The 26,336-nt window shown below is 67.5% G+C and carries 15 protein-coding genes; 4 read left to right on the top strand and 11 right to left on the bottom strand.

What is annotated here, in order from left to right:
• Positions 1 to 50 precede the first annotated feature (50 nt).
• Complete coding sequence (locus tag NA12_RS24370) at positions 51 to 3,401, top strand: arabinosyltransferase domain-containing protein (RefSeq protein ID WP_243654791.1); 3,351 nt, start codon at positions 51 to 53, stop codon at positions 3,399 to 3,401.
• A 162-nt stretch (positions 3,402 to 3,563) separates the two neighbouring features.
• On the top strand, positions 3,564 to 3,725 hold the full coding sequence (locus NA12_RS33845; RefSeq protein ID WP_156677619.1) for a hypothetical protein: 162 nt from the start codon (positions 3,564 to 3,566) through the stop codon (positions 3,723 to 3,725).
• A gap of 70 nt (positions 3,726 to 3,795) precedes the next feature.
• Here NA12_RS33845 and NA12_RS24365 read toward each other — a convergent pair whose 3' ends face one another.
• Positions 3,796 to 7,128 carry an arabinosyltransferase domain-containing protein gene (locus NA12_RS24365; protein ID WP_067455811.1) on the bottom strand — a complete coding sequence of 1,111 codons (3,333 nt, stop codon included), beginning with the start codon at positions 7,126 to 7,128 and terminating at the stop codon, positions 3,796 to 3,798.
• 78 nt (positions 7,129 to 7,206) lie between these two features.
• On the opposite strand from NA12_RS24365, the gene NA12_RS24360 reads away from it, so the two are divergent.
• Positions 7,207 to 7,704, top strand: coding sequence for a peptidylprolyl isomerase (locus NA12_RS24360; RefSeq protein ID WP_067455807.1), 498 nt, complete (start codon positions 7,207 to 7,209; stop codon positions 7,702 to 7,704).
• Positions 7,705 to 7,866: 162 nt separating this feature from the next.
• The gene (locus NA12_RS24355; protein ID WP_132369748.1) at positions 7,867 to 8,451 is read left to right on the top strand and encodes a hypothetical protein; all 585 of its coding nucleotides are present in this window, start codon (positions 7,867 to 7,869) and stop codon (positions 8,449 to 8,451) included.
• A gap of 200 nt (positions 8,452 to 8,651) precedes the next feature.
• On the opposite strand, the gene NA12_RS24350 is transcribed toward NA12_RS24355, so the two are convergent.
• From NA12_RS24350 to NA12_RS24305, 10 genes are all read right to left on the bottom strand, one after another.
• Positions 8,652 to 10,196, bottom strand: a complete 1,545-nt coding sequence (locus NA12_RS24350; RefSeq protein WP_067455804.1) for an acyl-CoA carboxylase subunit beta — start codon at positions 10,194 to 10,196, stop codon at positions 8,652 to 8,654.
• Positions 10,197 to 10,200: 4 nt separating this feature from the next.
• Positions 10,201 to 15,459, bottom strand: coding sequence for a polyketide synthase Pks13 (pks13, locus tag NA12_RS24345; RefSeq protein ID WP_067455802.1), 5,259 nt, complete (start codon positions 15,457 to 15,459; stop codon positions 10,201 to 10,203).
• Between the two features lie 96 nt (positions 15,460 to 15,555).
• Positions 15,556 to 17,466 (bottom strand): long-chain-fatty-acid--AMP ligase FadD32, encoded by a 1,911-nt coding sequence (fadD32, locus tag NA12_RS24340; protein WP_067455798.1) that lies wholly within the window; start codon positions 17,464 to 17,466, stop codon positions 15,556 to 15,558.
• A gap of 182 nt (positions 17,467 to 17,648) precedes the next feature.
• Entirely contained in the window at positions 17,649 to 18,668 is a 1,020-nt protein-coding gene (locus NA12_RS24335) for an LLM class F420-dependent oxidoreductase (protein ID WP_067455793.1), read from the bottom strand.
• A 140-nt stretch (positions 18,669 to 18,808) separates the two neighbouring features.
• On the bottom strand, positions 18,809 to 19,801 hold the full coding sequence (locus NA12_RS24330) for a cutinase family protein (protein ID WP_371856020.1): 993 nt from the start codon (positions 19,799 to 19,801) through the stop codon (positions 18,809 to 18,811).
• Positions 19,795 to 20,298, bottom strand: a complete 504-nt coding sequence (locus tag NA12_RS24325; RefSeq protein WP_067455788.1) for a DUF732 domain-containing protein — start codon at positions 20,296 to 20,298, stop codon at positions 19,795 to 19,797. Before NA12_RS24325 ends, NA12_RS24330 begins: the two co-directional genes overlap by 7 nt.
• Positions 20,299 to 20,411: 113 nt before the next feature.
• Entirely contained in the window at positions 20,412 to 22,244 is a 1,833-nt protein-coding gene (locus NA12_RS24320) for an alpha/beta hydrolase-fold protein (RefSeq protein WP_243654841.1), read from the bottom strand.
• Between the two features lie 169 nt (positions 22,245 to 22,413).
• Entirely contained in the window at positions 22,414 to 23,418 is a 1,005-nt protein-coding gene (locus tag NA12_RS24315; RefSeq protein ID WP_067455778.1) for an alpha/beta hydrolase, read from the bottom strand.
• A 391-nt stretch (positions 23,419 to 23,809) separates the two neighbouring features.
• A complete protein-coding gene (locus NA12_RS24310; protein WP_084473065.1) occupies positions 23,810 to 24,871 on the bottom strand; it encodes an alpha/beta hydrolase in 1,062 nt (353 codons plus the stop codon).
• A 300-nt stretch (positions 24,872 to 25,171) separates the two neighbouring features.
• A complete protein-coding gene (locus NA12_RS24305) occupies positions 25,172 to 26,242 on the bottom strand; it encodes an alpha/beta hydrolase (protein WP_067455773.1) in 1,071 nt (356 codons plus the stop codon).
• Positions 26,243 to 26,336: the final 94 nt, after the last annotated feature.

Raw genomic sequence — 26,336 nt, 5'->3', positions numbered from 1 at the left:
TCCGAGCGGCGCCGACCCGCGCTCAGGTTCGATGGATAGCATCAACCCCCGTGCCGGACCGATCTGAACGTACGTTCACCCGTTACCGCCTGATCGCCCTCGTCTGCGGGCTGCTCGGGTTCGTGCTCGCCCTGCTCGCACCGCTGTTGCCGGTGCGCCAAGACCGCGCGAGCCTGGACTGGCCGCAAGCGGGCGCTACCAGCGTCGAAGCGCCGCTGGTGTCGTATGTGCCGCAGCGACTCGACGCGCGGTTGCCCTGCACGATGCTGAGCGGGCTGCCGGGTCAAGGGGCGGAGAACCCCACCGCGACCACCCTGCTCACGACGATCCCGGTGGCCTCGGGCAAAACCGACCGCGGGCTCAGTGTCACCGTGCGCGACGGCGTGCTGGGGGTGCAGGCGCGCGATGTGCCGATGCTGTCGGCGCCGATCGCCGAGATCGGCGGGTGCTCGCACATCAGCGTCGTCTCGACCATCGAGGCGACGACCGTCGAGTTCGTCGGGGCGGCGCGTCAGGACGGCACGCCGTTCCGCAACACCGTCACCGTCGACAAGCGCCCGCAGATCGTCGGCGTCTACACCGACCTCGACGCGGCCGCCCTCACCGGGGCCGGGCTGCACGCCGACATCGACTCCCGCTTCACCTCGACGCCGACGCCGCTGAAACTGGCGACGATGATCGGGGCGGGCGTGTTCACCCTGATCGCGCTGATCGCGCTGCACCTGCTCGACACCGCCGACGGCCGCCGCGCCCGCCGCTTCCTGCCCCGGCACTGGTGGCGGATCACCCTGCCCGATGTGGTGGTGGTCGCGACCCTGCTCGGCTGGCATCTGATCGGCGCCAACACCTCCGACGACGGCTACATCCTCAATATGGCGCGCGCGTCGGGCCCGTCGGGCTACATGGCGAACTACTACCGCTGGTTCGGCGTGCCGGAGGCGCCGTTCGGCTGGTCCTACGAGCTGCTCGCCTGGATGACGAAGATCTCCGACGCCAGCCCGTGGATGCGCCTGCCCGCGCTCGCCGCCGGGCTGGTCTGCTGGGCGGTGATCAGTCGAGAAGTGCTGCCCCGCTTGGGTGCTCGGGTGCGCCGCGACAAGGTGGCGCTGTGGACGGCCGGGCTGGTGTTCCTGGCCTTCTGGCTCCCCTACGACAACGGCCTTCGCCCCGAGCCGTTGATCGCGGCGGGCGCCCTGCTCACCTGGTGCCTCATCGAGCGCGCCATCGCCACCGCACGGCTGCTGCCCGCCGCCCTGGCGATCCTCATCGCCGCGTTCTCCCTCGCGGCGGGTCCGACCGGACTGATCTGCATCGCCGCGCTGATCGCGGGCACCAGGCCGGTCATGCAGGTCATCATCAAACGCGCGCAGGGTCTGCGCCCGCGCCGGATCGCCGCCGACAACGAGTTCGACGCCGCCGATGACCAACCGCGGACCGTCGCGACCAGTTCCGCTCGTGCGGATCGACTCTCGATCAGCGCCAGGATCTTCCGGTACGCCGCGCTGCTGGCTCCCGGCGTCGCGGCGGGCACGCTGGTGCTCGTCGTCGTCTTCGCCGACCAGACGCTGGCCACCGTGCTGGAGGCCACCCGGGTCCGCACGCTCGTCGGCCCGAATGTCGCCTGGTTCGACGAACGCACCCGCTGGGACTCGCTGTTCATGCTCTCCCCCGACGGCTCGCTGGCCCGTCGCTTCGGCGTCCTGGTGCTGCTGCTGTGCCTGCTCGTCTGCGTCCTGCAGGTGCTGCGCAAGGGCCGTATCCCCGGCACCTCACGCGGCCCGTCGGTGCGCATCCTCGGCATCGTCTTCACCGCGCTGCTACTGATGATGTGGACGCCGACCAAGTGGACCCACCACTTCGGCGTCTATGCCGGTCTGGCGGGTTCGCTGGCGGCACTGGCGGCGGTGGCGGTCGGCACCAACGGAATCAAGGCCCCCCGCAATCGAGCGCTGTTCACGGCCGCGGTGTTGTTCCTGCTCGCGATGACCTTCACCGGTTCCAACGGCTGGTGGTATGTCTCCAGTTTCGGCGTGCCGTTCTGGGACAAGGCGCCGATGGTGGCGGGCAAGGGCGTTTCGACGCTGTTCCTCGGTCTCAGCATCCTCGCGCTGCTGGTCGCCCTGTACTTCCACCTGCGCGCACCGTACCGAACACCGAGCGACACCGGACGTTTCGACCGTTTCGCCACCATGCCGCTCACCATCGCGGCGGCCCTGCTGGTGCTGTTCGAGGTCGCGTCGATGGCCAAGGGCGCTATCACGCAGTACCCCGCCTATTCGATCGCGAAGTCGAATATCAATTCGCTGCGCGGTGATACCTGTGGCCTGGCGAATGACGTACTGGTGGAAACGAATACGGCCGACTCCCTGCTCACCCCGTACACCGGCGCACCCGCCGACGGACTGAACGCCGAATCCACCGGCTTCACCCCCGACGGCGTGGCCGACGACCTCACCGCCGACGCCGACGAGACGGTGGTCGGCGGCGCCAACTCGGTCGACTCCGATTCCGCGAACAAGACCACCGACACCACCGGTGCGGGCACCGGCGGCGGCACCAGCGCCGAGCCCGGCATCAACGGCAGCACCGTCGCGCTCCCGTTCGGCCTCGACCCCGCCCGCACCCCGGTCCTCGGCTCCTTCCAGGACGGTGTGCAGCGCCAGGCGAAGCTGACCTCGCAGTGGTATCGCGTCGACCTCGGCGACAGCGTGCGCGACGATCCCGCCTATCAGGCCCTCGTGGTCACGGCAGCGGGGCGGATCCGCTATGTCGACGCCGACGGCGTCGTGCACTACGGCCAGGAACTGCGCCTGGAGTACGGCACCCGCGCCGCCGACGGATCGGTCGAGGTGACCGGCTCGATCGCGCCGATGGACATCGGCCCGGCGCCCTCATGGCGCAACCTGCGCGTGCCGATCGATCAGCTGCCCGCCGGCGTGAACGCGGTGCGCCTGGTCGCCGCCGACAACGACATCACCGGCAAGCAGTGGCTCGCGGTCACCCCGCCGCGGCTGCCGAAGCTGGCCACCCTCGACTCCGTGGTCGGCCGGACCGCCCCGGTGCTGCTCGACTGGCACGTCGGCCTGGCGTTCCCCTGCCAGCGCCCGTTCGAACACCACGACGGCGTCGCGGAGGCGCCGCAGTGGCGGATTCTGCCTGATAGGGTCGGTTCGGACGCGTCCAACGCCTGGCAGGACGATATCGGCGGCGGCCCGCTCGGATGGACGAATCTGCTGTTGAAGGCTGAAACTGTGCCCACCTATCTCGACCATGATCTGGGCCGTGACTGGGGCTCGCTGGAACGGTTCACGCCGTATCAGCCCGCACCGCCCGCGAAGATCGAGGTGACTGTGATCGATCAGACAGGACGAGCCAAGGAACCGGCAATTCGGGCACAGTAGGACTGCGTAGAGACACTGGCAGCGTAAGGGCAGTGACCGGGCATTGATGCAGGTCTCTCATGAAACCCTCAGCGCCCGTTAGGGTTTCGATTTGATGAAACACCTGTAAATGCCATGGTAAAGGTCCTGTGCCTGCACGTTTGAGCACGTACCCTTGTGGGTATGACAGGAGCCTTCGATGACATGGATCTACGAGATCTCGTCGAGTTGCTCAGCAACGACGAGAAGCAAGAACTACGACCGGCCGTAATGCGGGTACTGGAAAGACTGCCTTCACAAGAGGTATTACGCCGCGACCTGAACCGTCGCATGCTCAACGTCTGACTCCTGTCCCCCATCGACCAAAAGGCGCGGACCACAAACGTGATCCGCGCCTTTTACTGTCCGGCCGAGGTCAGAAGACCCGCAGTGGGCCCGGGGTCCACAGGCCGTTTCGCGAGGCCGTATCGGTCTCGAGCTTCGCGGGGGTGGCCTGCGCGTACTGGTCGTAGCGTTCCAGTGAGCCCCAGTCGCGGGCCCAGTCGTCCTTCAGGTAGGTCGGGATGGTTACCCGGGCCGCCAGCATCTGGGTCATACCGAGCGGGCCACCGAACTCCTGCGCCTGCCAGGTGTCGGTGGACGAGATCGCCAGCGGGCGGTCCGGCAGGATTCGATAGTTCGCCACCTCGGCCACGCCGTTCTTGTGCGCGAACGGGCGCTGGCACGGGAACTGCAGGCCGACGGCCCAGTCCAGCAGCACCGGCTGATCCCGGCCGATGAAGGTGTCAAGGGTTTGCAGCTTCGGCACGCGCGGCGGGGTGAACGCCAACCACTGATCACCGATCAGGATCGGGTCGTTCGCCATCACGCGCACCGCGTTCACCTCGGCGGGCAGGTCGGCCAGCGGCACGCGCAGGTTGCGCCACGACGGCGCGGGGCCGATATCGCGCGGCTGATAGGCGCCGAGCGTGGTGACACTGCCGTCGGGGTTGCGAGTGCCGTACTCGACGAACAGCGCCTGGCCGTACTTGTCGGAGCCGGAGTCGTCCTTGGAGGCGATGCGACCGGCCGCGCTGATCACCACCAGCGGGGAGTCGTCCGAGCGGGCGGGCAGACCGTACCAGGCCGACTCCAGGTGGGCGGGCTGCTGCATGCCCTCCTGGTAGGAGCCGAGAATCGGGGTCCGCGCGGGGTCGAGGCCGAACGGCAGCGCCACGGTGGAACCGTTGATGCCCAGCGCGCCCTCACCACCGCCGGTGCCCGCGCTCTCGCCCTCGGCGAAGGCCGCGCCGACCGACTGGTTGCTGGTGTTGCCGGTGCCCGGCTTCACCTCGACCGCGTCGGCCGACAGGTCGCCCGGCACACCGTTGGGCGTGAACCCGACCGAGCCGGTGCCCGCGAGCGGGTCGTTGGGGTCGGTGAACGGACGGGCCGGGTCGACGATCGGCTCTAGTCTGCCGCCGTTCGGGTCCGATTCGACGAGCACGTCGTTGGCCAGGCCGCAGGAGTTGTTGCTCAGCGCGTCGATGTTGGAGCGGCCGAGCGAGTACCCGGGGTACTGCTGCGTCGCGCCCTTGACCAGCGAGAGCACTTCGAACAGCACCATCAGACCGACCACGATGGTGAGCGGGATCGCGGCGAACTTACGAATCCGCTTGCCGCGCTTGGTCTTCGCCGAAGGCACCGGCTTCACATAGTCTTCGCGCAGCGCGTACCAGCCCACCAGGGCGAGGGCAACGCCGAACAGGATGAGCATCACCGTGTTCGAGTGGATGCCACGCAGGGAGATGGTCTTGTCGAACCACGGCACGCCGTAACTGGACACATACCAGTAGCCGTTGATACCGGAGAACGACAACGCCAGCACGAACAGCAATCCGGCCAGGAAGATCGCCCGGTTCTTGCGCGAGCGCAGCGCGCTCTGCGAGACCGCCACCGCCGTCACCGCCGCGAGCCCACCCGCGATGCCCGCGTAGGCGCCGAAGTGGTGGGTCCACTTGGTGGGGTTGAACATCATGAAGAAGATCGTGCCGAAGACGATCCCCATCAGCCGCCAGGTCGGACCCGACGCGATTCCCGGCACCTGACGGCGGCGCAGCAACACCAGCAACGTCGTGAACAGGCACAGCAGCATCACCAGGAAGGCGAAACGACGGGCCAGCGAGCCGTCGACGGTCTCGACGAACATGTAGTAGTAGCGCAGGTAGTCCTCGTACCAGGCGAGGTTCGGGCCGGTGGCCTGGCGAACCCGGTTGGCTTCCTGGATGCCGGCGAAGGTCTGGTCGCCGTAGACCACCGTGAGCACGAGCACGCCCGCCGAGGCGATCGGGGCCAGTAGCGGGAGCGTGCCGAACTGGCGATGACGACGCACGATGATCCGCACCAGCGGCCGGATACCGGCCAGCAGCGCGGCCACACACATCAGGCCGGTAGGCGCGGCGGCGAGGGTGAACGCCGCGATCAGCACCGCGATACCCGCGGGCAGCAGGCGGCCGGTGGCGATGGCGCGCTCGATGGAAACCCAGGTGAGCAGTGCGCCGAGGGCGACGATCGGCTCCGAGCGCAGGCCGTTGTCGAATGGCAGCCAGAACGCCAGGAACACCAGGCCGCCGGTCCACAGCGCCACCTGCGAGCGCTTCACGGCGTTGCCCAGGCGCGGCACCACCTCGCGGCTGATCACCATCCAGCACAGGATCGCGCAGATCAGCGCGGGTACGCGCACCCACGGGCTGGCCGTGGAGATCTCGGCGAACACCTGGATGACGTAGTAGTACCAGCCGAACGGGGCCTCCGGCACGCCGTACCAGCGGAAGTAGTTGGCCATATAGCCCGCGTCGGGGGCCACGCGCACCATCGACAGGATGTAGCCGTCGTCGGAGGTGTTGGCACCGACGAAATGCCAGACCAGCAGCGTGCCGACGACAGCGCCGTCCGCCCAGGTGGGCTTCAACCAGTTACGCGGCAGGAAGCGGCGGTGCCCACGCCCGTCGCTGCCGTCGAGGCGGCCCAGCGCGGCGAGTGCCAGCAGGGTGCACAGCACAGCCGCGATGATCGCGACCAGCTTGATCACCGACGGGCTCGACGAGTAGCGGGTGTCGATCGTCGAGGTCAGCGAAAGACCCGGCGGCACCTCGCCCTTCAGTTCGGTGAACACGCCGACGATCTGCGGCCGCAGGTCACCGGCGAGCTGGCCCTGCACGGGCACCTGCACGGTTTCCACCGCACCCGGCGCACCGGCGATCGGCCGCTCGACCTGCTTGGTCAACCCGACGAACTCCGCACTCGTACGGTTCTGATCGGACTTGATCACGATCGCCGAGCATCCCGCCATCGCCGACCGGTCCGCCGACGCGACCACCGCGTTGCGATCCACCACATCGACCGCGGTATCGGAGACGCGCACGAACAGCGCCTCCAACGCCGCGCGATCGCCCTGCGGGGGCGCGGTCGCCAGCAGCATGCCGCCCTGCTCGGGCAGCGCCGACACCGCACTACACGGAATCGACACGGTCAGATCGATCGGCACCTGCGACATCAGCGGCGCCTGCACGTTCGCGAGCGAGCCGTTCTGCGGCCAGTTCAGTTGCGCGGTCGTTTGAGTGACCGGCAGAAACGGCGTGGCCACCGCGAACAGCGCGCCGAGGACCCCGGCGACCATCGCAATCCATCGCGCGGTCCGGAAGTCCTTCGCGGCGGCCGCCGGCTCGGCAGCGGGCTTGGAGAGAACAGGTGTAGCGGCGTCTGGCACGGTTCGACATGCTAGCTGTCCCTCGGTACTTGTGAGGGGTCGCACGCCTACGCGGTTCTCTTCCCTAGACTCGACGCCATGACCAAGGTGAATCTCGAAACCAATTACGGACCGATCGTGCTCGAGTTGGACGACCAGGCCGCGCCGAACACGGTCGCCAACTTCGTGAACTACGTGAACTCGGGCCATTACGCCGGCACCGTGTTCCATCGCGTCATCCCCGGTTTCATGGTGCAGGGCGGCGGCTTCGAGCCGGGCCTCAAGCAGAAGCCGACGCAGGCGCCGATTCAGAACGAGGCCACCAACGGCCTGAAGAACGACAAATACACCGTCGCGATGGCCCGCACCAACGACCCCCACTCGGCCACCGCCCAGTTCTTCATCAACATCTCCGACAATGCCTTCCTCAACCACACCGCTCCCCAGGGCCAGGGTTGGGGCTACGCCGTCTTCGGCAAGGTCACCGACGGCTTCGAGGTAGTGGACAAGATCGCCGCCGTCACCACCGGCAGCGCGGGCCCCCACCAGGACGTTCCCGTCGACGACGTCACCATCGAATCCGCCTCTGTCGTTTAATTTCTCGACGCAATGCGCCGGGCCGCCACCGAATTACTCGGTGGCGGCCCGATTTCGATCTGCGCCGGAGCGCGCGGCTGTCGCATGATCGCCGATGCGATCGCGCGGGTTTCACGGACAGCGGTATTGTGTCTCGACTGATCGAAGTTCTTGGGGGAGCAAGTGAAAGACCTTATTTACTCGGTGCTGGGCATAGTGTTCGGCGGCGTTCTCGTTTTCGGCGGAATCGCCACTCTCAACAGCGGTGCCGACTGCAACGGTAAGTCCATGTCGGCGGGCCAGATCTGTGTGACCACCAGCAAGGGCTCATCGGTGGAGCGTGACGCCGCCGAACAAGAAGCCCAGAACAAACGCACCGGATGGCTGATGGTCGGCGGCGGGGCGCTGATGGGCGTGGGCTCCGCGTTCTGGCTGCGGAGCAATCTCCGGTCGCGCCGGGCGCGCCGGGTGGCCGCCACACCGCAGGGTTTCCCGCCCGCTGGGCAGGCGCAGGGCCAGTGGCCCCAGGCCGCCCCGTACGCCGCACCACAGGCCCAAGGCCAGTGGCCCCAGGCCGCCCCGCACGGCGCACCACAGGCACAGGGCCAGTGGCCCCAGGCCGCCCCTTACGGCGCACCGCAGGCACAGGGCCAGTGGCCTCAGGCGACGCCCGGTTACGGCACGCCCGCGTATCAGCCGCCCGCCCCGAATCAGCAGTTCCCGCAACCTGGCTCCGGGTACAACGCGTACCCGAACTACCCGCGCTGACCGGTCGACCCGGCACATCGCCTCGGCGACCTCATCACCGAAGCTGCCGGGTCGGGTCCATCGCACCCTCAGGAGACCGAAGCCTTCAAAGGTTCGGTGTTCACAGTGATGCCCACGGGTCATCGGCCACCTGCCGCGGCCCCGGATACGCGAACGGGCCGCCGCGGAGGTTTTCCGTGGCGGCCCGTTCTCGGTTCGAGCTAGAGCGGCAACACGTGGTGCTTGCGCGGGTTGCGCTGGATCTGCTTGTCCTGGAGCAACTTCAGCGCGCGACGGAGTTCGAGGCGGGTGCTGGCCGGTTCGATGATGGCGTCGATGAAGCCTCGTTCGGCGGCGATCCAGGGGGTGGCGACGTTCTCGTTGTAGAAGTTGATCAGGTTCTGGCGGATGGCGGCGCGCTGTTCTTCGGGGGCGGCGGCGATCTGGGCGGCGCCGAGCAGGCTCACCGCGCCCTCGGCGCCCATCACCGCGATGCGGGCGGTGGGCCAGGCGAGGTTGATGTCGGCGCCGAGCTGCTTGGAGCCCATCACCGCGTAGCCGCCGCCGTAGGACTTGCGGACCACCAGCGTGATCTTCGGAACCGAGGCCTCGACGTAGGAGAACAGGAAGCGGCCACCGCGCTTGATGACGCCGACCTTCTCCTGTTCCACGCCGGGGAGGAAGCCGGGGGTGTCGACGACGAAGATCAGCGGGATCTCGAAGGCGTCGCACAGGCGCACGAAGTGCGAGGCCTTGTCGGAGGCGCGGGCGTCGAGCGCGCCTGCCGCCGACATCGGCTGATTGGCGACGACGCCGACGGTGCGGCCGTCGATGCGGGCGTAACCGGTGATGATGTTCTGGCCGGTGTCGGCGCTGATCTCCTTGAACTCACCGTCGTCGAAGATGCGCAGCAGGATGTCGTACATGTCGTAGCCCGCGTTGTCGGAATCGGGCATGAACGAGTTCAGCTCACGGTCGGAGTCGGTGATCTCCGGCTCGAGACCGGGGTTCACCACCGGCGGCAGTTCCTGGCAGCTGCTCGGCATATAACCCAGGTATTCGCGCACCCAGGTGAAGGCCGCGTCCTCGTCCTTGGCGACGTGGTGGATGTTGCCGTACTGGGCCTGCGTGCGCGCACCGCCGAGCTCCTCGAGGCTCACGTCCTCGCCGGTGACCTCTTTGATGATCTTCGGGCCGGTGACGAACATGTGCGCCGACTCGGTCGCGACCACCACATCGGTGCAGATCGGCTCGTACACCGCGCCACCGGCGCAGTTACCGAGGATCACCGACACCAGCGGAACCATGCCCGACAGCGGCTCGAGGTTGGTCGCCATCCACGCGTACCAGGCCAGCGAACTGATCGCCTCCTGCACGCGCGCGCCGCCGGAATCGTTGATGCCGACCAGCGGAATGCCGACCTTCGACGCGTACTGCATCAGGCCGCACAGCTTGCGCCCGAACGCCTCACCGACCGAGCCGCCGTACACGGTCTGATCGTGGGAGAACACCGCCACGGGGCGGCCCTCGACCTTGCCGTGGCCGACGACCACGCCGTCCCCGTAGAGGGCGGTCGGGTCGCCGGGCTTGCGCACCAGCGCGCCGATCTCGACGAAGGTGCCGGGATCGAGCAGCTGGTTGATCCGGTCACGGGCGCTGGGAATGCCCTTGTGCGCCCGCTTCGCGATGCCCTTCTCGCCCGCGGGTTCCTTGGCGAGCTCGAGCCGCTCGTGTAGATCGGCAAGCTTCTCGGCGGTCGTGCTCACTGACTTATTCTCCCTCAGCGGAAATCGCGGCCAGTTTGGCGGCGAGGTCGGCACCGATCTGGCCGATCCGCGGTTCGTCGACGATCTGCAGGTGGTCGCCCGGAATGTGGACGACCTCGAGATTCGGAACGTACTCGTCCCAGCCGCCGTTCGGCCTGCGATCGGCGAAACGGGGCTCGAGCTCGATCGCACCATCGTGGTAGCGATCGGCCAGGTAGAGCACGACAGCTCCGTCGTACTGTCGCGGCTCCACCGCCAGCAGGGCGCGGTTCTCCAGCCACGAGGTGCGCTGGTGTTCGAGCACTCCGCCGGGGATCTTCGCTCCGGAGAGCTTGATCAGGTCGCTGATCATCGAGAACTGCTCGGTGTCGGACACCGCCGCCAGTTCCTCGATCTGCTCCCGATCCAGGGTGCTGGGAACGTTGTAGGTCTTCTTGGCGAACGCCTGGTAGCGCTCGAGACGACGCACGCGCTCCTCGGGGCTGTTGTCCTCGCCCTCGACCGTCATCGCGAGGTCGATCAGGCCGACATGGCGCACGTCGGCGCCTTCCTCGCGCAGCAACTGGCCCACCTGCATGGCCAGCACCGCACCGAGCGACCAGCCGTACAGCACATACGGACCGTTGCCCTGGATCTTGCGCAGCTCGGGAAGGTACTCGCGCGCACGGTCCTCGATGGAACCCTCGACCCGCTCGAAGCCGTAGACCGGGGTGTCGGCGGGCAGTCGCTTCATCAGCGGCTCGTAGACCAGGGTGTTGCCACCGGCCGGGTGGAAAACGAACAGCGGGACGGTGTCGGAACCCTCGGGACGGACACGCAGCGGGCGGATGAAGCCCTCCACGTCGGCGCCGCTGTCCTGGAGGTTGCGCACGATATCGGAGAGCTGCTCGATGGTCTCGCAGTCGAGCACGTCGTCGACCGTGACCTCGGCACCCACACGCTCGGTGAGACGCGCCGCCACCTTCTCGGCGACCTCCTCCTCGAGGATCGGCAGGGTGTTGAAGAGGCCACCGGGCGAAGCACCCGTGACGACAGCCCAGGTGGCGTAGGTCAGGCGTTCGGGCGCGTCACGTGGCGGAACGTTGTCCTCGCCGCCGGCCGCGGCGTCGGCGAAGTAGTCGATGTCAGCGACAACCGGCTCGGCGGCGGTTTGCTCCGAAACCGATTCGGCCGCAGTCGCGACGTCGGCGGCGGCACCTGCGTCAGCAGCAACCGGAGCAGTGGCATCTGTCGGCGCGGCATCCGAAACCGGTTCGGTAGCAGCAGCTTCCGGCGACAGCGCGGCTTCGGCCTGCTTCGCCACCGCCAGCGGATCCGCACCGGCGGCGATCGCGGCCCGAGCGGCCTCGACGAAGTTGGCGTCGACACCCAGTTCGACATCCTCGCCGGCGGCCTTGGCGGCAGCCTGCTTCTCCGCCATCGCCGCGACCTCGTCGCGATGCTCGATCGCGTAGCGCAGCACCTTCGACACCTCGTGCAGGCTGGCGTCACGAACGGCCGAGATCTGCAACTGCGGGATGTCGAATTCGTATTCGACGCGGTTCTTGATGCGCATGGCCATCAGCGAATCGAGGCCCAGTTCCATCAGCGGGATCTCCATCGGGAGATCCTCGACGGCGTAACCCATGGATTCGGCGACGATCACGCACAGCCGCTGCTCGATGGTCTCGCCGCTGTCGGCGCTCCAGCGGTCGCCGGTGGCGATGGCGATCTCGGCGGCGGTGGGCGCGACTTCGACAGCCGCGACCGCAACGGCGGCAACCGGTTCAGGCAGCGCCGCACCGGAGGTGACCACCGCGTCGAACAGCAGCGTGAACCCGGCGCCGGACTTGGCGTGCACCTGCACCGACGCGCCACCGAGGTGCGGAGTCAACGTGGTGGTCAGCGTGCCCGCTGTGGGCAGTGCGGCGTGCGGATGTGAAACCGAGACCGCGACATCGGAAAGGACCTGTGCGGCAGCGGCTTTCACCAGCGCGGCGAGATCGCTGACCGAGGCTGCCTGGATTTCCCAGGCGTGCCTGCCGTCGGGCATGGCCACGTGCGCGCCGGGAACACGGGTGTTCCCGCCGCCCGAGGACATCGAGACCTTGGGCCAGTACTCCTTGCGCACGAACGCGGTTCGCGGCACATCGGCGTAATCACCCGCCGGCAACAGCGAACTCAGGTTCACGGCATGACCGTGCACGTAGAGCTGGGCGAGCGCGGCGATCACACCGGCGGACTCGTCCTCCTTGCGCTTGAGCGTGGGGATGAGCTGCGCGTCGTGCACGCCCGCCGCGAAGGTGGTGCCCAGAACCTGCATCAGCGCAACGGAATTGGGCGCCAGTTCGAGGAAGGTGGTGTGCCCGGAGTCGACCGCCGCCTTCACCGCGTTGGTGAACCACACGCTGTGGCGCAGGTTCTTCACCCAGTAGGGCTCGTCGTGGATCGGATCGGAACCGGGCTTGAAGTACAGACCCTCGTGCACCGTGGAGTACAGGCCGATCTTCAGCGAGGTCGGCTCGATACCCGCCAGCTCGGCGGCGAGTTCGCCGAGCAGCGGGTCCATCTGGGAGGTGTGGCCCGCGCCACGGGTGGGTAGGATGCGGGCGAACTTGCCCATCGCCTCGACCTCGGCCACGATCTGCTCGACCTGCTCACGCGGACCGCCGATGACGGTGTTGGTCGGCGCCGCGTACACCGCGCACTCCACATCCGGGTACTTCGGCAGCAGCAGCGCCACGTCGTGGGCGCTGAGTTCGACCAGTGCCATATTGCGCACTTCGTCGTCGGTGAGCATCTGCTCGCCCTCGCCCATCAGGCGCGAGCGGGCACAGATCACGCGCACCGCGTCTTCGATCGTCAGGCCACCGGCGATGTAGGAGCCGGCCACCTCACCCATCGAATGACCCACCACCGCAGCAGGTTCCGCGCCGTGGGCACGCAACAACGCGGCGAGGCCGAGCTGGATGGTGAAGATGCCGACCTGGCAGGTGCCGACGTCGTAGTCCTGCTCGTCGTCGAGGAACATCTCGCGGATCGAGTAACCCGCCTCGTCCAGCACCAGCGCGTCGACCTCGTCGACGGTCTCGCGGAAGATCGAGTTCTCGCCGTAGAGCTGCTTGGCCATCTTGCGGTGCTGGGAACCGAAACCGGAGAACACCCAGATCGGACCGTTGGACGCGGGCGAATCGGCGGTGAACACACCGGCGCCCGGCTTGCCCTCGGCGATGGCGCGCAGGCCCGCGACGGCCTCCTCGCGGGTCTTGGCGACCACCACACCGCGCGAGCGCTGGTGGCTGCGCTTGGCCAGCGAGCGGGCGACATCGGTCAGCGGCACCTCGGCGCCAGCGCCCTCCAGCCAGTCGGCCAGCTCGGCGGCGGCGCGCTTGCGACGCGACGGCAGGTAGGCGGAAACGGCGAGGACCACGGGCAGCGGCTCGTCGCGCGCACCGTCCCATTCGATGACCGGCGGCACCGGCTCCACAGCGGCCGCGGTGATCGCGACGGCCTCGGCGACCACACCGGTGGTCTCCTCGCCCTCGACCTGCACGGCGGCGAGCTGCGCGGCGGTGACGTCTTCGACGACCGGGGGCGTCGGCACATATTCCTGGAGCACCACGTGCGCGTTGGTGCCGCCGAAACCGAAGCCGGAGATGCCGACGGTCGCGACGCCGCTGTAGCGCGGGTACTCGGTGGCCTCGTCGACGACCTTGAGATTGGCCTGCTCGAACGGGATGTAGGGGCTCGGGCCCGCGTAGTTGATGTTCGGCGGAATCACGTTGTGCTGGAACGACATCAGCACCTTGGCCAGACTCGCCACGCCCGCGCCGGACTCGAGGTGACCGAAGTTGGTCTTGGCCGAACCGAGCAGGGCGGGCTTGTCGGCGTCACGGCCGCGACCGATCACCCGGGCCAGCGCCTCGGCTTCGATCGGGTCGCCGATCGGGGTGCCGGTGCCGTGCGCCTCGATGTAGTCGACGGTGTTGGGGACGATGCCCGCGTCGCGGTAGGCGGCGCGCAACACGTCGGCCTGTGCGTCGGGGTTGGGCGCGAACAGGCCGTTGGAGCGGCCGTCGGAATTCACCGCGGAACCCTTGATGACACCCAGAATGTTGTCGCCGTCACGCTCGGCGTCGGCCAGACGCTTGAGCACGACCATGCCCGCGCCCTCGGAGCGAACCATGCCGTCGGCATCGGAGGAGAACGCCTTGATGTGCCCGTCCTTGGCGACGGCACCGTTCTGGTCGAAACCGAGGGTGATCACCGGGGCCAGGATCATGTTCACGCCGCCGGCGAGCGCCACCTCGGCCTCGCCGCTGCGCAGCGCGCGCACGGCCTGGTGCACGGCCACGATGGTCGAGGAGCACGCCGTGTCGACAGTGACCGACGGGCCACGGAAGTCGTAGAAGTAGGAGACGCGGTTGGCGATGATGCCGGTCGAGCCGCCTAGCAGCGCGTATCCGCGAGATGAGGCGGGCGCGTCGGGATCGGTGTCGCCGAGACCGAGCGAGGCGACCATCTGGAAATCGTTGGTGGACGAGCCGACGAACACGCCGACCTGACCGCCCTTGAGGTCACTGGCCGGAATGCGCGCGTGCTCGAGCGCTTCCCAGGCGAGCTCCATCATCAGTCGCTGCTGTGGGTCGACCTGCTCGACCTCGATCGGCGACATCGCGAAGAACTCGGCGTCGAAGTCCTTGATGACGTCCTGGTCCAGGTAGCCGCCGAGAGTGTTGGCCTGGTCGATGGATTTGGCCACGGACGGATCGGTGAGGAACTCCGACCAGCGACCTTCGGGCAGCTCCCGGATCGCGTCACCGCGCCCGATGATGAACTCCCAGGTCGACTCGGGCGTGGTGCCCGCACCCGGCAGCCGGGTGGACAGACCGACCACCGCGACATCGTGGGCCTCGGACGGCGCGAACGCGGCGGTGTACTCCGAGGAGTCCTCGGGCTCGGGCTCCGGCTCGCCGTTGACGATGACCTCGGCCAGCGAGGCGATGGTCGGATGCTGGTAAACCACCGTCGGGGTCAGCACCACGCCGGTGAGGTCCTCGATGTCGCCGCCGAGGGCGAGCGCATCGCGCGAGGCGAGCCCGAACTCCTCCATCGGCCGGTCGACGGTGATCGCGTCGACCGACTGACCGGTCGCCTCGGCGACCCAGCGGCGCAGCCATTCGCGCAGCTCGGCCACGGAAAGCTCGCCGCTCGTCGGGGTCGCGTTGTCACCGGAAGGAGTCATCGCACGGTCTTCATTCTGGGCGCCATCGTTGTCAGCCATCAGTCCTCAAGCTACCTGTCTGTGTACAGGGCGCGCCGTGGAACCGACGCCCGGCATGCACAGGGCAGGCCGGGCGTCGTTTCCGTGTCGAGCCAATTACTCTTCCGGTGCATCGGGGAAAGCCTGCTGGGTGTAACCACCGCGCAGCGTTCCCTCGAGGTAGGCGGCCTTGCAGGCGCGCCGGGCGATCTTGCCGCTGGACGTACGCGGGATGGAACCCGCGGGGACCAGCAGGATGTCACGAGCGGTCACGCCGTGACGCATCGAAACCGCGGCACGAACCGCGTCGGCGATCGGGGCCGGGTCGGCCTTACCGGCGCCGGGGCCACGTTCGGCCACGACCACCAGCTGCTCGGACGCGTCGTCCACGTCGAACTTCAGGCCGGAGTGGCTGTCGGCGGCGAAGACCTCGGCGGGCAGCTGGTTGGCGGGCACCGCGAAGGCGGCGACGAAACCGGGCCGCAGCGACTTGGACGCCTCCTGCGCGGAGAACTCCAGATCCTGCGGGTAGTGGTTGCGGCCGTCGACGATCACCAGGTCCTTGACGCGACCGGTGATGTAGATCTCGCCTTCGAAGTACACGCCGAAGTCGCCGGTCCGCATCCAGTCGGCATCGGGATCGGTGCCGTCGGCGTGGCCGCCTTCGATGGGCTCGGTGACCTTGTTGCGGAACGCCTTGGTGGATTCGGCGGGGCGACCCCAGTAACCGATGCCCATGTTGTTGCCGTGCAGCCAGATCTCGCCGACATGACCGTCGGGCAGTTCGCGACCCTGCGCGGTGTCCGCCGATTCCGGATCGACGATCACGGCCCACTGCGACAGCCCGACGTAACCACACGACACCTGCGCGATGGCCGTCTCGTCGGACTGGTCCACGCGCACCATGCGGCCCGCGTTGAGCTCGTTGCGGTCGACGTAGACGTACTTGGCCTCGTCCTCGGCGCGGGTAGCCGAGACGAACAGCGTGGCCTCCGCCATGCCGTAGCAGGGCTTGATCGCGGTCTTGGGCAGCCCGTAGGGCGCGAACGCCTCGTTGAACTTCTTCATCGAGGAGACCGTCACCGGCTCGGACCCGTTGATCAGACCGATCACATTCGACAGGTCGAGTGACTCGCCCGCCTTGGGCACCCCACGCGCGGCGGCGTGCTCGAACGCGAAGTTCGGCGCGGCGGCGAACGTGCCCGCGCCGTCGGAGACGGCGGCCAGCTCGTTGATCCAGCGCGACGGACGGCGCACGAACGCGCTCGGCGACATGATGGTGATGAACTTGCCGCCGACCGCGGGCAGGATCACCGTGAGCAGACCCATGTCGTGGAACAGCGGGAGCCAGGTGACGCCACGCGAGTTCTCGTTCATGTTCAGCGAGTTGATCATCTGCAGCAGGTTGGTGCCGACCGCGCGGTGGGTGATCTCCACACCGGCGGGCACCCGGGTGGAACCCGAGGTGTACTGCAGGTAGGCGATGTCGTCGATCGCGGTGTCGGGGCGCACCCAGGAGTCACCGAGGGTGTCCGGGATGGCGTCGACGGCGATGATGCGCGGGCGTTGCGCGGCGGGCAGCGAGCGGAAGAACTGGCGCACGCCCGCGGCCGAGGAGGTCGCGGTGAGGATCGCCGAGGGCTCGCAGTCACCGAGGACGGCGTGCAGGCGGTCGGTGTGACCCGGCTCGTCGGGATCGAACAGCGGCACCGAGATGGTGCCCGCGTAGATCGCCGCGAAGAAGGAGATCACGTAATCCAGGCCCTGCGGCGCGAGGATCGCGACCCGGTCGCCCGGGTTGGTCACCTGTTGCAGGCGAGCGGCCACCGCGCGCAGCCGTACGCCGAACTCCTGCCAGGTCAGCTCTTGCACCTCGCCGTCGCGTTCCCGCGAATAGTCGATGTAGCGGTACGCGAGCGTATTCGCGTCGTTACGGGTGTGCTTCTCGACGTGATCGACCAGGGTCCGGCCCTCGGGAATGATGATATTCCCGGTTGCGTCCAGGTAGTCGTCGAAAGTCTCTTCCATTCCTTCTTCTCCTTGCGAGGACGCGATGACAAGCTCTGCGGCCTCGACTCGCTATATCGCCACCGGACGTCGAACTCACGTGAACGTGCGTCGACAGCCTGCGGATTTTCGAAGCGGTCTGCGCGGTGACCGCTATCGGCTAAATGTTCTCAAACCAGAGTCATGTTACAGAGAGCCCCCGCTCAGTCCTCCCGCAGCAGCGGAATGACAGGCGCGAAAGCGTCCATCTGGGTGGGAAAGATGCCCACGTACGACATCGAAGTGAGTTGGCGCACACGCTTGACCTGTTCGGCGATTTCCTCGAACGTGCCGATCGCGATGTAGGGCGAGCTCAGAATCTCCTCGACGGTCAGTTCGACGTCGACTTCGAGGTCGGGATGCAACCCGCGTTCGATCGCGCGCAGCGCCATCTCGGCGGTCTTCTCCCGATCGTCGGTGATGACGATGGCGGTGATGGCCCAGTTCAGTTCGATATCGGCGAACCGGTCACCGGCAGCGGCCTTGACGATGTTGACCTTCTCGATCGTCTTCTCGAGCGTGATGCCCGAGAGCAGCCCCTTGCCGTTCTTGGTGGTCTGCGGAACGACCGAGACGATATCGGCGTGCTTGGCCGCCAGTGCCAGCATCTTCGGACCGCCGCCGCCGGTACACAGCGGCGGGCGCGGGCCCTGCCGAGGGCGCGGCGTGCCCTTGATGCCACGGACCTGGTAGTGCTTGCCCTCGAAATTGCACTCCTGACCGCGCAGCAGCGTGTCCAGGATGGTCAGCGACTCGTCGAGCTTCTCCAGCCGGATGCCGGGGCGCTCGAACGGGATGCCCGCGTTGTCGAACTCCTCCTTGATCCAGCCCGCGCCCACGCCGACCTCGAGACGGCCCTTCGACAGCACGTCGAGGGTGGCCAGCTCCTTGGCGACCACGACCGGATGGCGTAGACCGTTGGCCAGCACCGAGGTGCCGAGGCGGATCTTGGAGGTGGCCTGCGTGAGTGCGCCGAGCGCGGCGAGCGGGCCGATCTGATCGCCCAGGTGATCAGGAACGAAGAAGGTGTCGTAACCCATCTCTTCGGCTTCCTGCGCCGTCTGAACGAACTTGCGCGCGCCGCCCTCCTGCTTGTTGCCCTCTCCGGCCGCTCCGAAGCGGAACGGACGCGGCGGCGTACCCAGCGCGGTCAATTCACCGACGGGTGCGGCAGCTTCGGTCATGAACTCTTCGCTCCTGGCTGGTGTGTACTCGGGCGCAATTCCCAGCGCACTTTACAGCGTGTGAGCGATCCGGCGTGCGGATGTCACAGCGAGGCATGATCCATGGCAATCATGCCCCCACTGTGACTGTGACAACTCCATCAGGAATGCGGCGGATGTGGCGCGTTCTCGATGAGCCCCGCAGCCCAATTCACCGTCCATTGCGTGGCCGTGGTGCCGTTGCTGTCCACCCGGTTCGAGGCGTACAGCGCGTGCACCGGATTACCCGCGGACCGGATCAACGCCGCGAGACTGCCCAGCGCGTTGGCCGGGTTCAGCGCCTGGCGCGGCGCGTCGCAGATCATGTCGCCGGGCGCGCAGACCGAATACACCTTCGGCGCCAGCGTGCCGAAACCGCCAGGTCGCGGGCCGGTCATGCTGATCCCGGGCACATTGACGCCCTTGAGCGCCACCTCGGCGCCCTCGCCCGCGGGCGGCGGGTCACCGATCTCGGTGGGCTGACCTGGACCGCTCGCGGTGCGACGGCCGTCGGCGATCACTGTCACGCCGAGCACATTGGCCTCCGGGATCGGGCCGTTGCCAGCGCCGATCTGGGCGGCCACATCACCGGCGATCACCGCGCCCTGGGAGAAGCCCGCGATGACGAAGTTCGTCAACGGGCATTCCTTGTGACGCTGGGCCAGCACGTCGGTGGCACGCGCGGTGCCTTCGGTACGGCTGTTGTTGTAGGAGGCCTGGCCGTCGGGCGGGAACGCGATCGGGTTCGAGAACTGAGCCACGTACGGAACCGTGTACACCTCGAGCCGGTTGTCCGGGAACTGCGCGCGCAGCGGCTCGGAGACGCTGAGCATCAACGAGATCGGATTCGCGTGTGGGTTGTACGGATCGTCGGTGCTCGACGACTCCCAGGTGCCGGGAATCGAGAGCATCATCACATCGGGGCACTCGGCCGACTGCGACGTCGGCGGCGGCGGGCCGGGCGGCGTCGGCCCCGGCTCCTTCAACCGGCCCGCCAGCAGGTACCAGAGCAGCACGATGACGATGATCGCCAGCACGAGCAGCGCCAGCACGGTGAAGCACCCCGCGGGCCAGAACCCGCGGGAGCGTCGCGTCGGTCGGGGCGTCACTAGCAGTAGGTGGCGTTCGCGGCAGCGATGTAGACCTGTGCTGCCTTGTTGACATCCATCTTCGACGCGTCGAATGCCGGGTCGGTCCCGGCCATCGCGGCCACGAAGGTGGCGACGTCGGCCTCACTGGCGCCGGTGCCCTTGGTGGAGCAGATGTAGGTCGCGGTGGTGATCGCGGTCGTCTGGTCGCCCGGGGTGATCCCGTTCTTGGCCAGCTCGTTCAGGAACGCCTTGTCCTTACCGCTCGCGGGCGCGGCGGGGCTGGTCTGCGGTAGGGGCGTCGGCTCCTCGGCGGACGCACTGGTCGGCGGCGCGGAGCTCGACGGGGCCTCGGCCGGCGGCTCGATGACCACGGGCGGCGTTGTGGTCGCCTTCGCGGCGGCGCTGCTGGAGAGGGTGGGCGTCTGCGACGCGGTCGAGTCGTTGCCGCCACAGGCGGACAACAGGGCGACGGCAGCCAGGGCCGCGACCGTTCCGGCTACCGTGCCAGGGATCCGATGCATGAAGATGTCTTTCCTCGATCGTTCGTCAGGGAAGCGGTCGCAGACCAGGCTAGCCGGACAACCGGCGGCGCCGGGCACCGCGCGGGGAAGCTCAGAGAGTTCTCAGCCCGAGCTCACACCCCGTGGACTTCGGATTTGCCGTCCCGCAGCACAATGAACCCGGTCTGGAAGTTCTGCTGGATTCCGCCGGGAACCGCGAACTCGTCGCTCACCGGGTACCCCAACCTGCCGTTCTCGAATCCCTGCGCGCCCCAAGCCTCGGCCATCGCGCCATTGCGCACCGACCAGGCGCCCGAGAGCGGGCTCCAATAGATGTTGCCGCCCTCGAACCGGCTGTAGCGGCCCAGATCCTTCAGCGGCGCCTCCTCGGCGACCGGGAAACCGAGCGGGCTGTTCTCGAAGCCGAGCTGGCTGTACTTGTCGAGGACGAAGCCCTGCACCCGGTGCGCGCCGGTGGCCGCGCTGTAGAACATCGGCCCGTGCTCGAAGGCCTGTACCGAGCCGTCGCGGCTGGGCGTGTGTGCCTCGGCGGCTACCGGATAGCCGGCGGGACCGCCCTCGAAGCCCTGCTTGCCCCACTCGGTCAGGAAGGCGCCACGGATCACCTGCGCGCCGGTCTGCGGGGTCCAGTAGATCGAGCCGCCTTCGAAGGTCTGCATGCGCCCACGTCCGTCGGGCAGGGCGTGCTCGTCGCCGTTGGGCAGGCCGAGCGGTGAGTACGCGCCGCCGATACCGGCATAGGTGCCGCCGATGCGCCCGGCCACCGCGTGGGTGCCCGCCGCGGCGGAATGGAACACCCGGCCGTTCGGGAAGTCCTGCACCACTCCGGCGCCCGCCGGGTATTCGGCGGTGAGGCAGTTACCCAGCCAGTTCGCCGCCTGCGCGACCCCGGCGATCGCCCCACCCAGTGCGCAGGTGGCGCCGCCGGGATCGGTGCCGAGCGCCGCGGCGGCCTGCGCCCACGACTGACGCATCTCGAAATCCCAGTACGGCCACGTATGCGTGCCTGCGGGACGGTAATTCGCCTGGACCGGAATCGCCAGCTTCTCGAGCTTGGCGACGAAATTCTGGGTCGACAGGCGCGAGAGGATCTCCAGGCCGGTGCCCGCCCAGTTCTCGCTCATCAACGGCACTTCGCCGAGCTGATCGTGCGAACCGGCCAGGCCACTGCCGCTGGAGACGTACATGCTCACGCCTTTGAGCTTGTCGGCGAGCAGATACGGGTCGTGGGCCTCCCACTCGGGGCCGCCGGGCGGGCCCCACATCGCGCCCGCGTCGAAGCCGCCCGCGTCCTTGTTGGCGAAGGTGATCGCCTGCGGCATCCCCAGTGTCGTCGTGGTGAGCAGGCCCGAGTACGAGGCCACGTATCTCATCAGCCCCGGATTGCGGCCCGCGAGGTTCATCGCCGCCGTGCCGCCCATCGAAAGTCCCTGTACGCCACGCACATCCGTGGTTCGCCAGTCGCGCTCCAGGATCGGCGGGAGTTCCTTGGTCAGGAAGGTCTCCCACTTGTAGGTGAAGCCGTTGTCGGGCGCGAGCCAGTCCGAGTACCAACTCGACTGACCACCCACCGGCAGCACCACGTTGACGTTCTTGTCGGCGTAGAAGCCCTCGGCGTCGGCGTCTTTGGTCCAGCCGTTCTCGTCGTCCTGCGCGCGCAGACCGTCGAGCATGAGCATCATCGGGAACTTGGCGTCGGGCCGCGCGTTCCAATCCCGCGCCAACAACATCTGCACCTGGATCGGGGTCTTCATGGCGGCCGAGTACACCCACAGCGCCACCCGCCGATCCGAGAGCCAGTCCACCCGCTGCACCGCCGATACGCCGGACTGCGCCTGCGCGGGAACGGTGACGGTCGGCGCGAGCAGAGCCGCTGCTATGGCCGCGATGCCGAGAATCCGCAGCATCGACGCTGACCAGCTATGAACCGAGACACGATGTTCCATCACGCGCGGCCCTACCCTTCCCATCCCGGAATTGGGACACAGCATCACTGTCGGTTGTACCGCAGTGACGACCGATAACTGGGGAGGACACGCGAGCCGTGGAGACAACAAAAAGACCGGCCCACCCTGGGGGTGAGCCGGTCTTCGAGTAGTTGCTGAGCGGAAACTGCTAGGCGCCCAGCGCATTCAGGATGTGCGGACGCGCCTTCCACAGCTCGTCTTCCCAGTACTTCCACGAGTGGGTACCGGAGGCGCCGACGTCGTAGACGGCGTTGATGCCGAGGGTGTTGAGGCGACGCTGGAACGCGAGCGTGCTCACGAACGAGATGGCCTCGATGCCCATCGCGTTGGCGGTGTTGTAGGCACCGCCCAGACCGGCCGGGTTGTCGTGCTGGGCGGGCAGGCCGTTGGCCGAGGAGATGAACATCGGCAGGCCGCGCAGCTCGGGCGCGAACACCATCGGGTCCATCCGCAGCCACGCCGAGCTCCACGGCGAAGCCATGGCATCGACGTTGAACCGGCCCGCGTCGAGCATCATCACGCGGATGGCCTCACGCATGCCGGGGGCGCCCCAGTTCAGCGGGCCCGAGAGCGAGGACGCGTGCTTGAACTGATCGCGGTTCAGCGCCGCGAGACGCAGCGCCGCCGGGCCCGACATCGACAGGCCGAGCACCGCGTTGTTCTTGCGGGACACGCCGTAGCCCTCGAGGAAGGACGGGAGCTCTTCGGTCAGGAAGGTTTCCCACTTGTAGGTGGTCTTCTGGCCGTTGGTATTGCTGGCGGCGGTCCAGTCGGCGTACCAGCTGGACTGGCCACCGACCGGCATCACCAGGGTGACGTTGTCGTTGCTGAACTGCTGCATCGCGTTGGTCTCGAACGACCAGGCGTTGCGGTCGTCACGGGCACGAAGGCCGTCGAGCAGGTAGAGCGCGGCGTTGCCGCCGTTGCGCGCCCACTGCACCTGGACCTTCACCGGGCCCATCTTCGAGGGCACCATGAGTTCTTCGTAGCCACCGGCCGGTGCGCGCAGCACGGGTGCCGACACCGACGGTGCGGCAAGCGCGGTCGGGGCCGCTCCCGCGGCGATCGGCAGCACCAGGGCTGCAGCGCCGACAGCTAGAATTCGATTACGCCAACCACGAGATGCCGGCGCGACGGCCTTGCCGAAACGCATGAGAATTCCGCTCTCTTTCTGCTGTTATGGCATGCCAGACACGTCTACCGCCCTCGACGCTGCCCCGACAGCCCGGTCGATCAGACGGATGAAACAACGATCTGGTCACACTTACGCTCGCTGGAGGATATTCGACCCGCGAATTAACCGCAAGGGCAGGGTTATTGGCGGCTGGCGCCGCGGGATTTTCGGCCCGGGGGGCCTCGAATCCGAGGGGCGATACTGCGCCTTCGGCGTTCCGTCTCGCCCCTCGGATCCGAGGCGGCCGAAAATCCGTGGTCGCGGGGTTGAGGGGGTGGCGTAGTCGGCTCGGGTGCTTATGTGCCGGTCGCTTCGGTGGTCTGGACGTTGTGAACCGGCACCGCGAATTTCGGGTGCAGGTTCTTGATGTTCATCCGATGTTGGCGGACAAATCCGGGATCATCCGTAGTGCTTCGTCATTCCAGTTGTTCCAGGCGTGGATACCGAACGCCGGGAAAGAGTAGGTGACGTTACGGGCGCCCAATGTCGCCATCCTCACTTCGAAAGCCTTGGTGTTGGCCAGGGCCAGGGCTTCCAGCGCCATTCCGTTGACGGTGCCCATGTTCGGGCCGTCGTTACTGGTCGGCAGGCCCGATCCCGCCGCTATCCACAATCGGGTGTTGTTGCCGACCAGGTTGGGGGCGAACACGAACGGATCCATGTGGAACCACTGTGGGCCCCACGGCGGTGCCATGGAATCCACGTTGTAGCCGCCCGCGTCGAGCATCGCGAGCCGGATCGCCTCGCGCATGCCGGGGGCCGAGATGTTCAGATAGCCCGAAAACGCACCGGCGAAGGAGAATTGGTCCGGATGGTAGGCGGCCAGCGTGAGCGCGGCCGAGCCGCCCATCGACAGACCGAACACACCGTTGCGGAAGCGGTTGAAACCGAGGCGGTCGGCGAGGGCATTGCGTAGCTCACCGGTGAGGAACGATTCCCACTGGTAGCGGTAGCTTTTACCCGGCCCGCCTGCCAGCGCGTTGCCCGCGCCGGAACCCGAGGACGGCGCACCACCGGCCGGGATACCGAAGAATTCACTCGGCGCGTTCCAGTCGGCGTAGAAGCTCGACATACCGCCGACCGGCATCACCACATTGATATTCGCCGCGGCGAGCGCGTTGGGGATATCGGTTTCGATCTCCCAGCCGTTGAGGTTCTCGGGTGCGCGCATGCCGTCGAGAACGTAGACGACGCGATTGGTGTTGCCATCGGCGGCGCGCAGCACGCGCGACTTGATGGGCCCCATCCCGGAATCGACCCAGAAGTCGAAGGCGTTGCCGTTGAAACCGGCCGAGGCCGGGGCGATTCCCTCGGTGACGGCCGTCGCGATCGGAACGAGCAGAGCCATGGATACGCCCGCGGCCCAACGCCGAGCCCACGAACCAGGAGCGGCTGTCTTCACGGGTCCACGCGTGCGGCGCAGTGTTCGCATTCGACTAGACCTTTCTCGCAGACCGAACGCGCAAACCCCGAGCTACGCAGTCGGATCCCTCATCGGACGTCGCGAGGAACCAATCCAGGGCAAAACGGACGATTCAACCTCGACGCATGCTCACTGTGAATAAATCGGTGACGAATGGTCTACATGTTGCTGGAAAGTGACCCCTAGCACAACTACCGGTGATCCGTCGGACATGATTCGTCACCGCCCCAGGCTCGGATCGTGACGCAAACGAGAAAACCGCCCGGTGCTGACGAGGCACCGGGCGGTTTTCGGGTCGAGCTGGAGTGACTAGCCGATGTTCGCGGACAGGTCCGGGATCATGCGGTTGACTTCGGTCTCCCAGTTGCGCCAGTTGTGCACGCCGGTGATCGGGAAGTCGAAGTGGGCGTTGCCGCCGCCGAGGGTGGCCATGCGGACCTGGAACGCGCGGCTGTTCACCATCGCGAGCAGCTCCAGCGGGACGCCCTGGACGATCTCCATCGGGTTGGACACATCGCCCGCACCGGGAATACCGCTGGCCGCGGAGACCCAGATACGGGTGCCGTTGCCGACCAGACGCGGGGCGAACACGAACGGATCCATGTGGAACCACTGCTGGCCCCACGGCGGCGCCATCGCGTCGATATTGAACGCGCCGGCCGAGACCATCGCCACGCGCATAGCTTCACGCATACCGGGTGCCGAGATGTTCAGGTACCCGGAGAACGAGCCCGCGAAGCTGAACTGATCGGGGTGGTAGGCCGCCAGCGTGAGCGCGGCGGAACCGCCCATCGACAGGCCGAACACGCCGTTGTTGTTGGGGTTGAAGCCCAGCCGCGCCGACAGCGCGTTGCGCAGCTGGCTCGTGAGGAAGGTCTCCCACCGGTAGGTGTTCTTCTTGCCCGCCACCTGAACGGGGGCGACCGACGAACCGGTCATCGCCGAACCGGTCGCCGCCGAACCGGTGGAGCTACCACCCGAACCGGCGTCGAGGCCGAAGAAGCTGCTCGGCGCGTTCCAGTCGGCGTAGAAGCTGGACTGGCCGCCGACCGGCATCACCACGTTGATATTGGCGTTCATCAGCGCGCGGGCGACATTGGTGTCTTTCTCCCAGCCGCTGAGGTCGTCGCCGGCGCGCATACCGTCGAGCGCGTACACGACCCGATTGGTGTTGCCATCGGCCGCGCGGAAGATCCGCGACTTGATCGGGCCCATCTCCGAATCGACCCAGAAGTCGAAACCGGTCGGGTCGAAGGCCGCCGACGCGGTCCCGGTCGGACCGGCCACCGCCGCTCCGATCGGCAACACGACAGCCAGGGAGAGCAGCACCGATCGTTTGAGCCAACCGGCTCCCCGGGCTCTGAGACGTCCGCCACGCATTCTGTTATGGGCCTTTCCTCATGCGGCTCGCGCGGAGCCGCGGTTGCAATGACCGCCGACTGGATAACCGGCACACCAGTGCGCCGACGGGCCG

The sequence above is a fragment of the Nocardia alba NBRC 108234 genome (genome assembly GCF_001612665.1).
Classification (GTDB): domain Bacteria; phylum Actinomycetota; class Actinomycetes; order Mycobacteriales; family Mycobacteriaceae; genus Nocardia; species Nocardia alba.
This window is presented reverse-complemented; position numbering and strand designations above follow the sequence as displayed.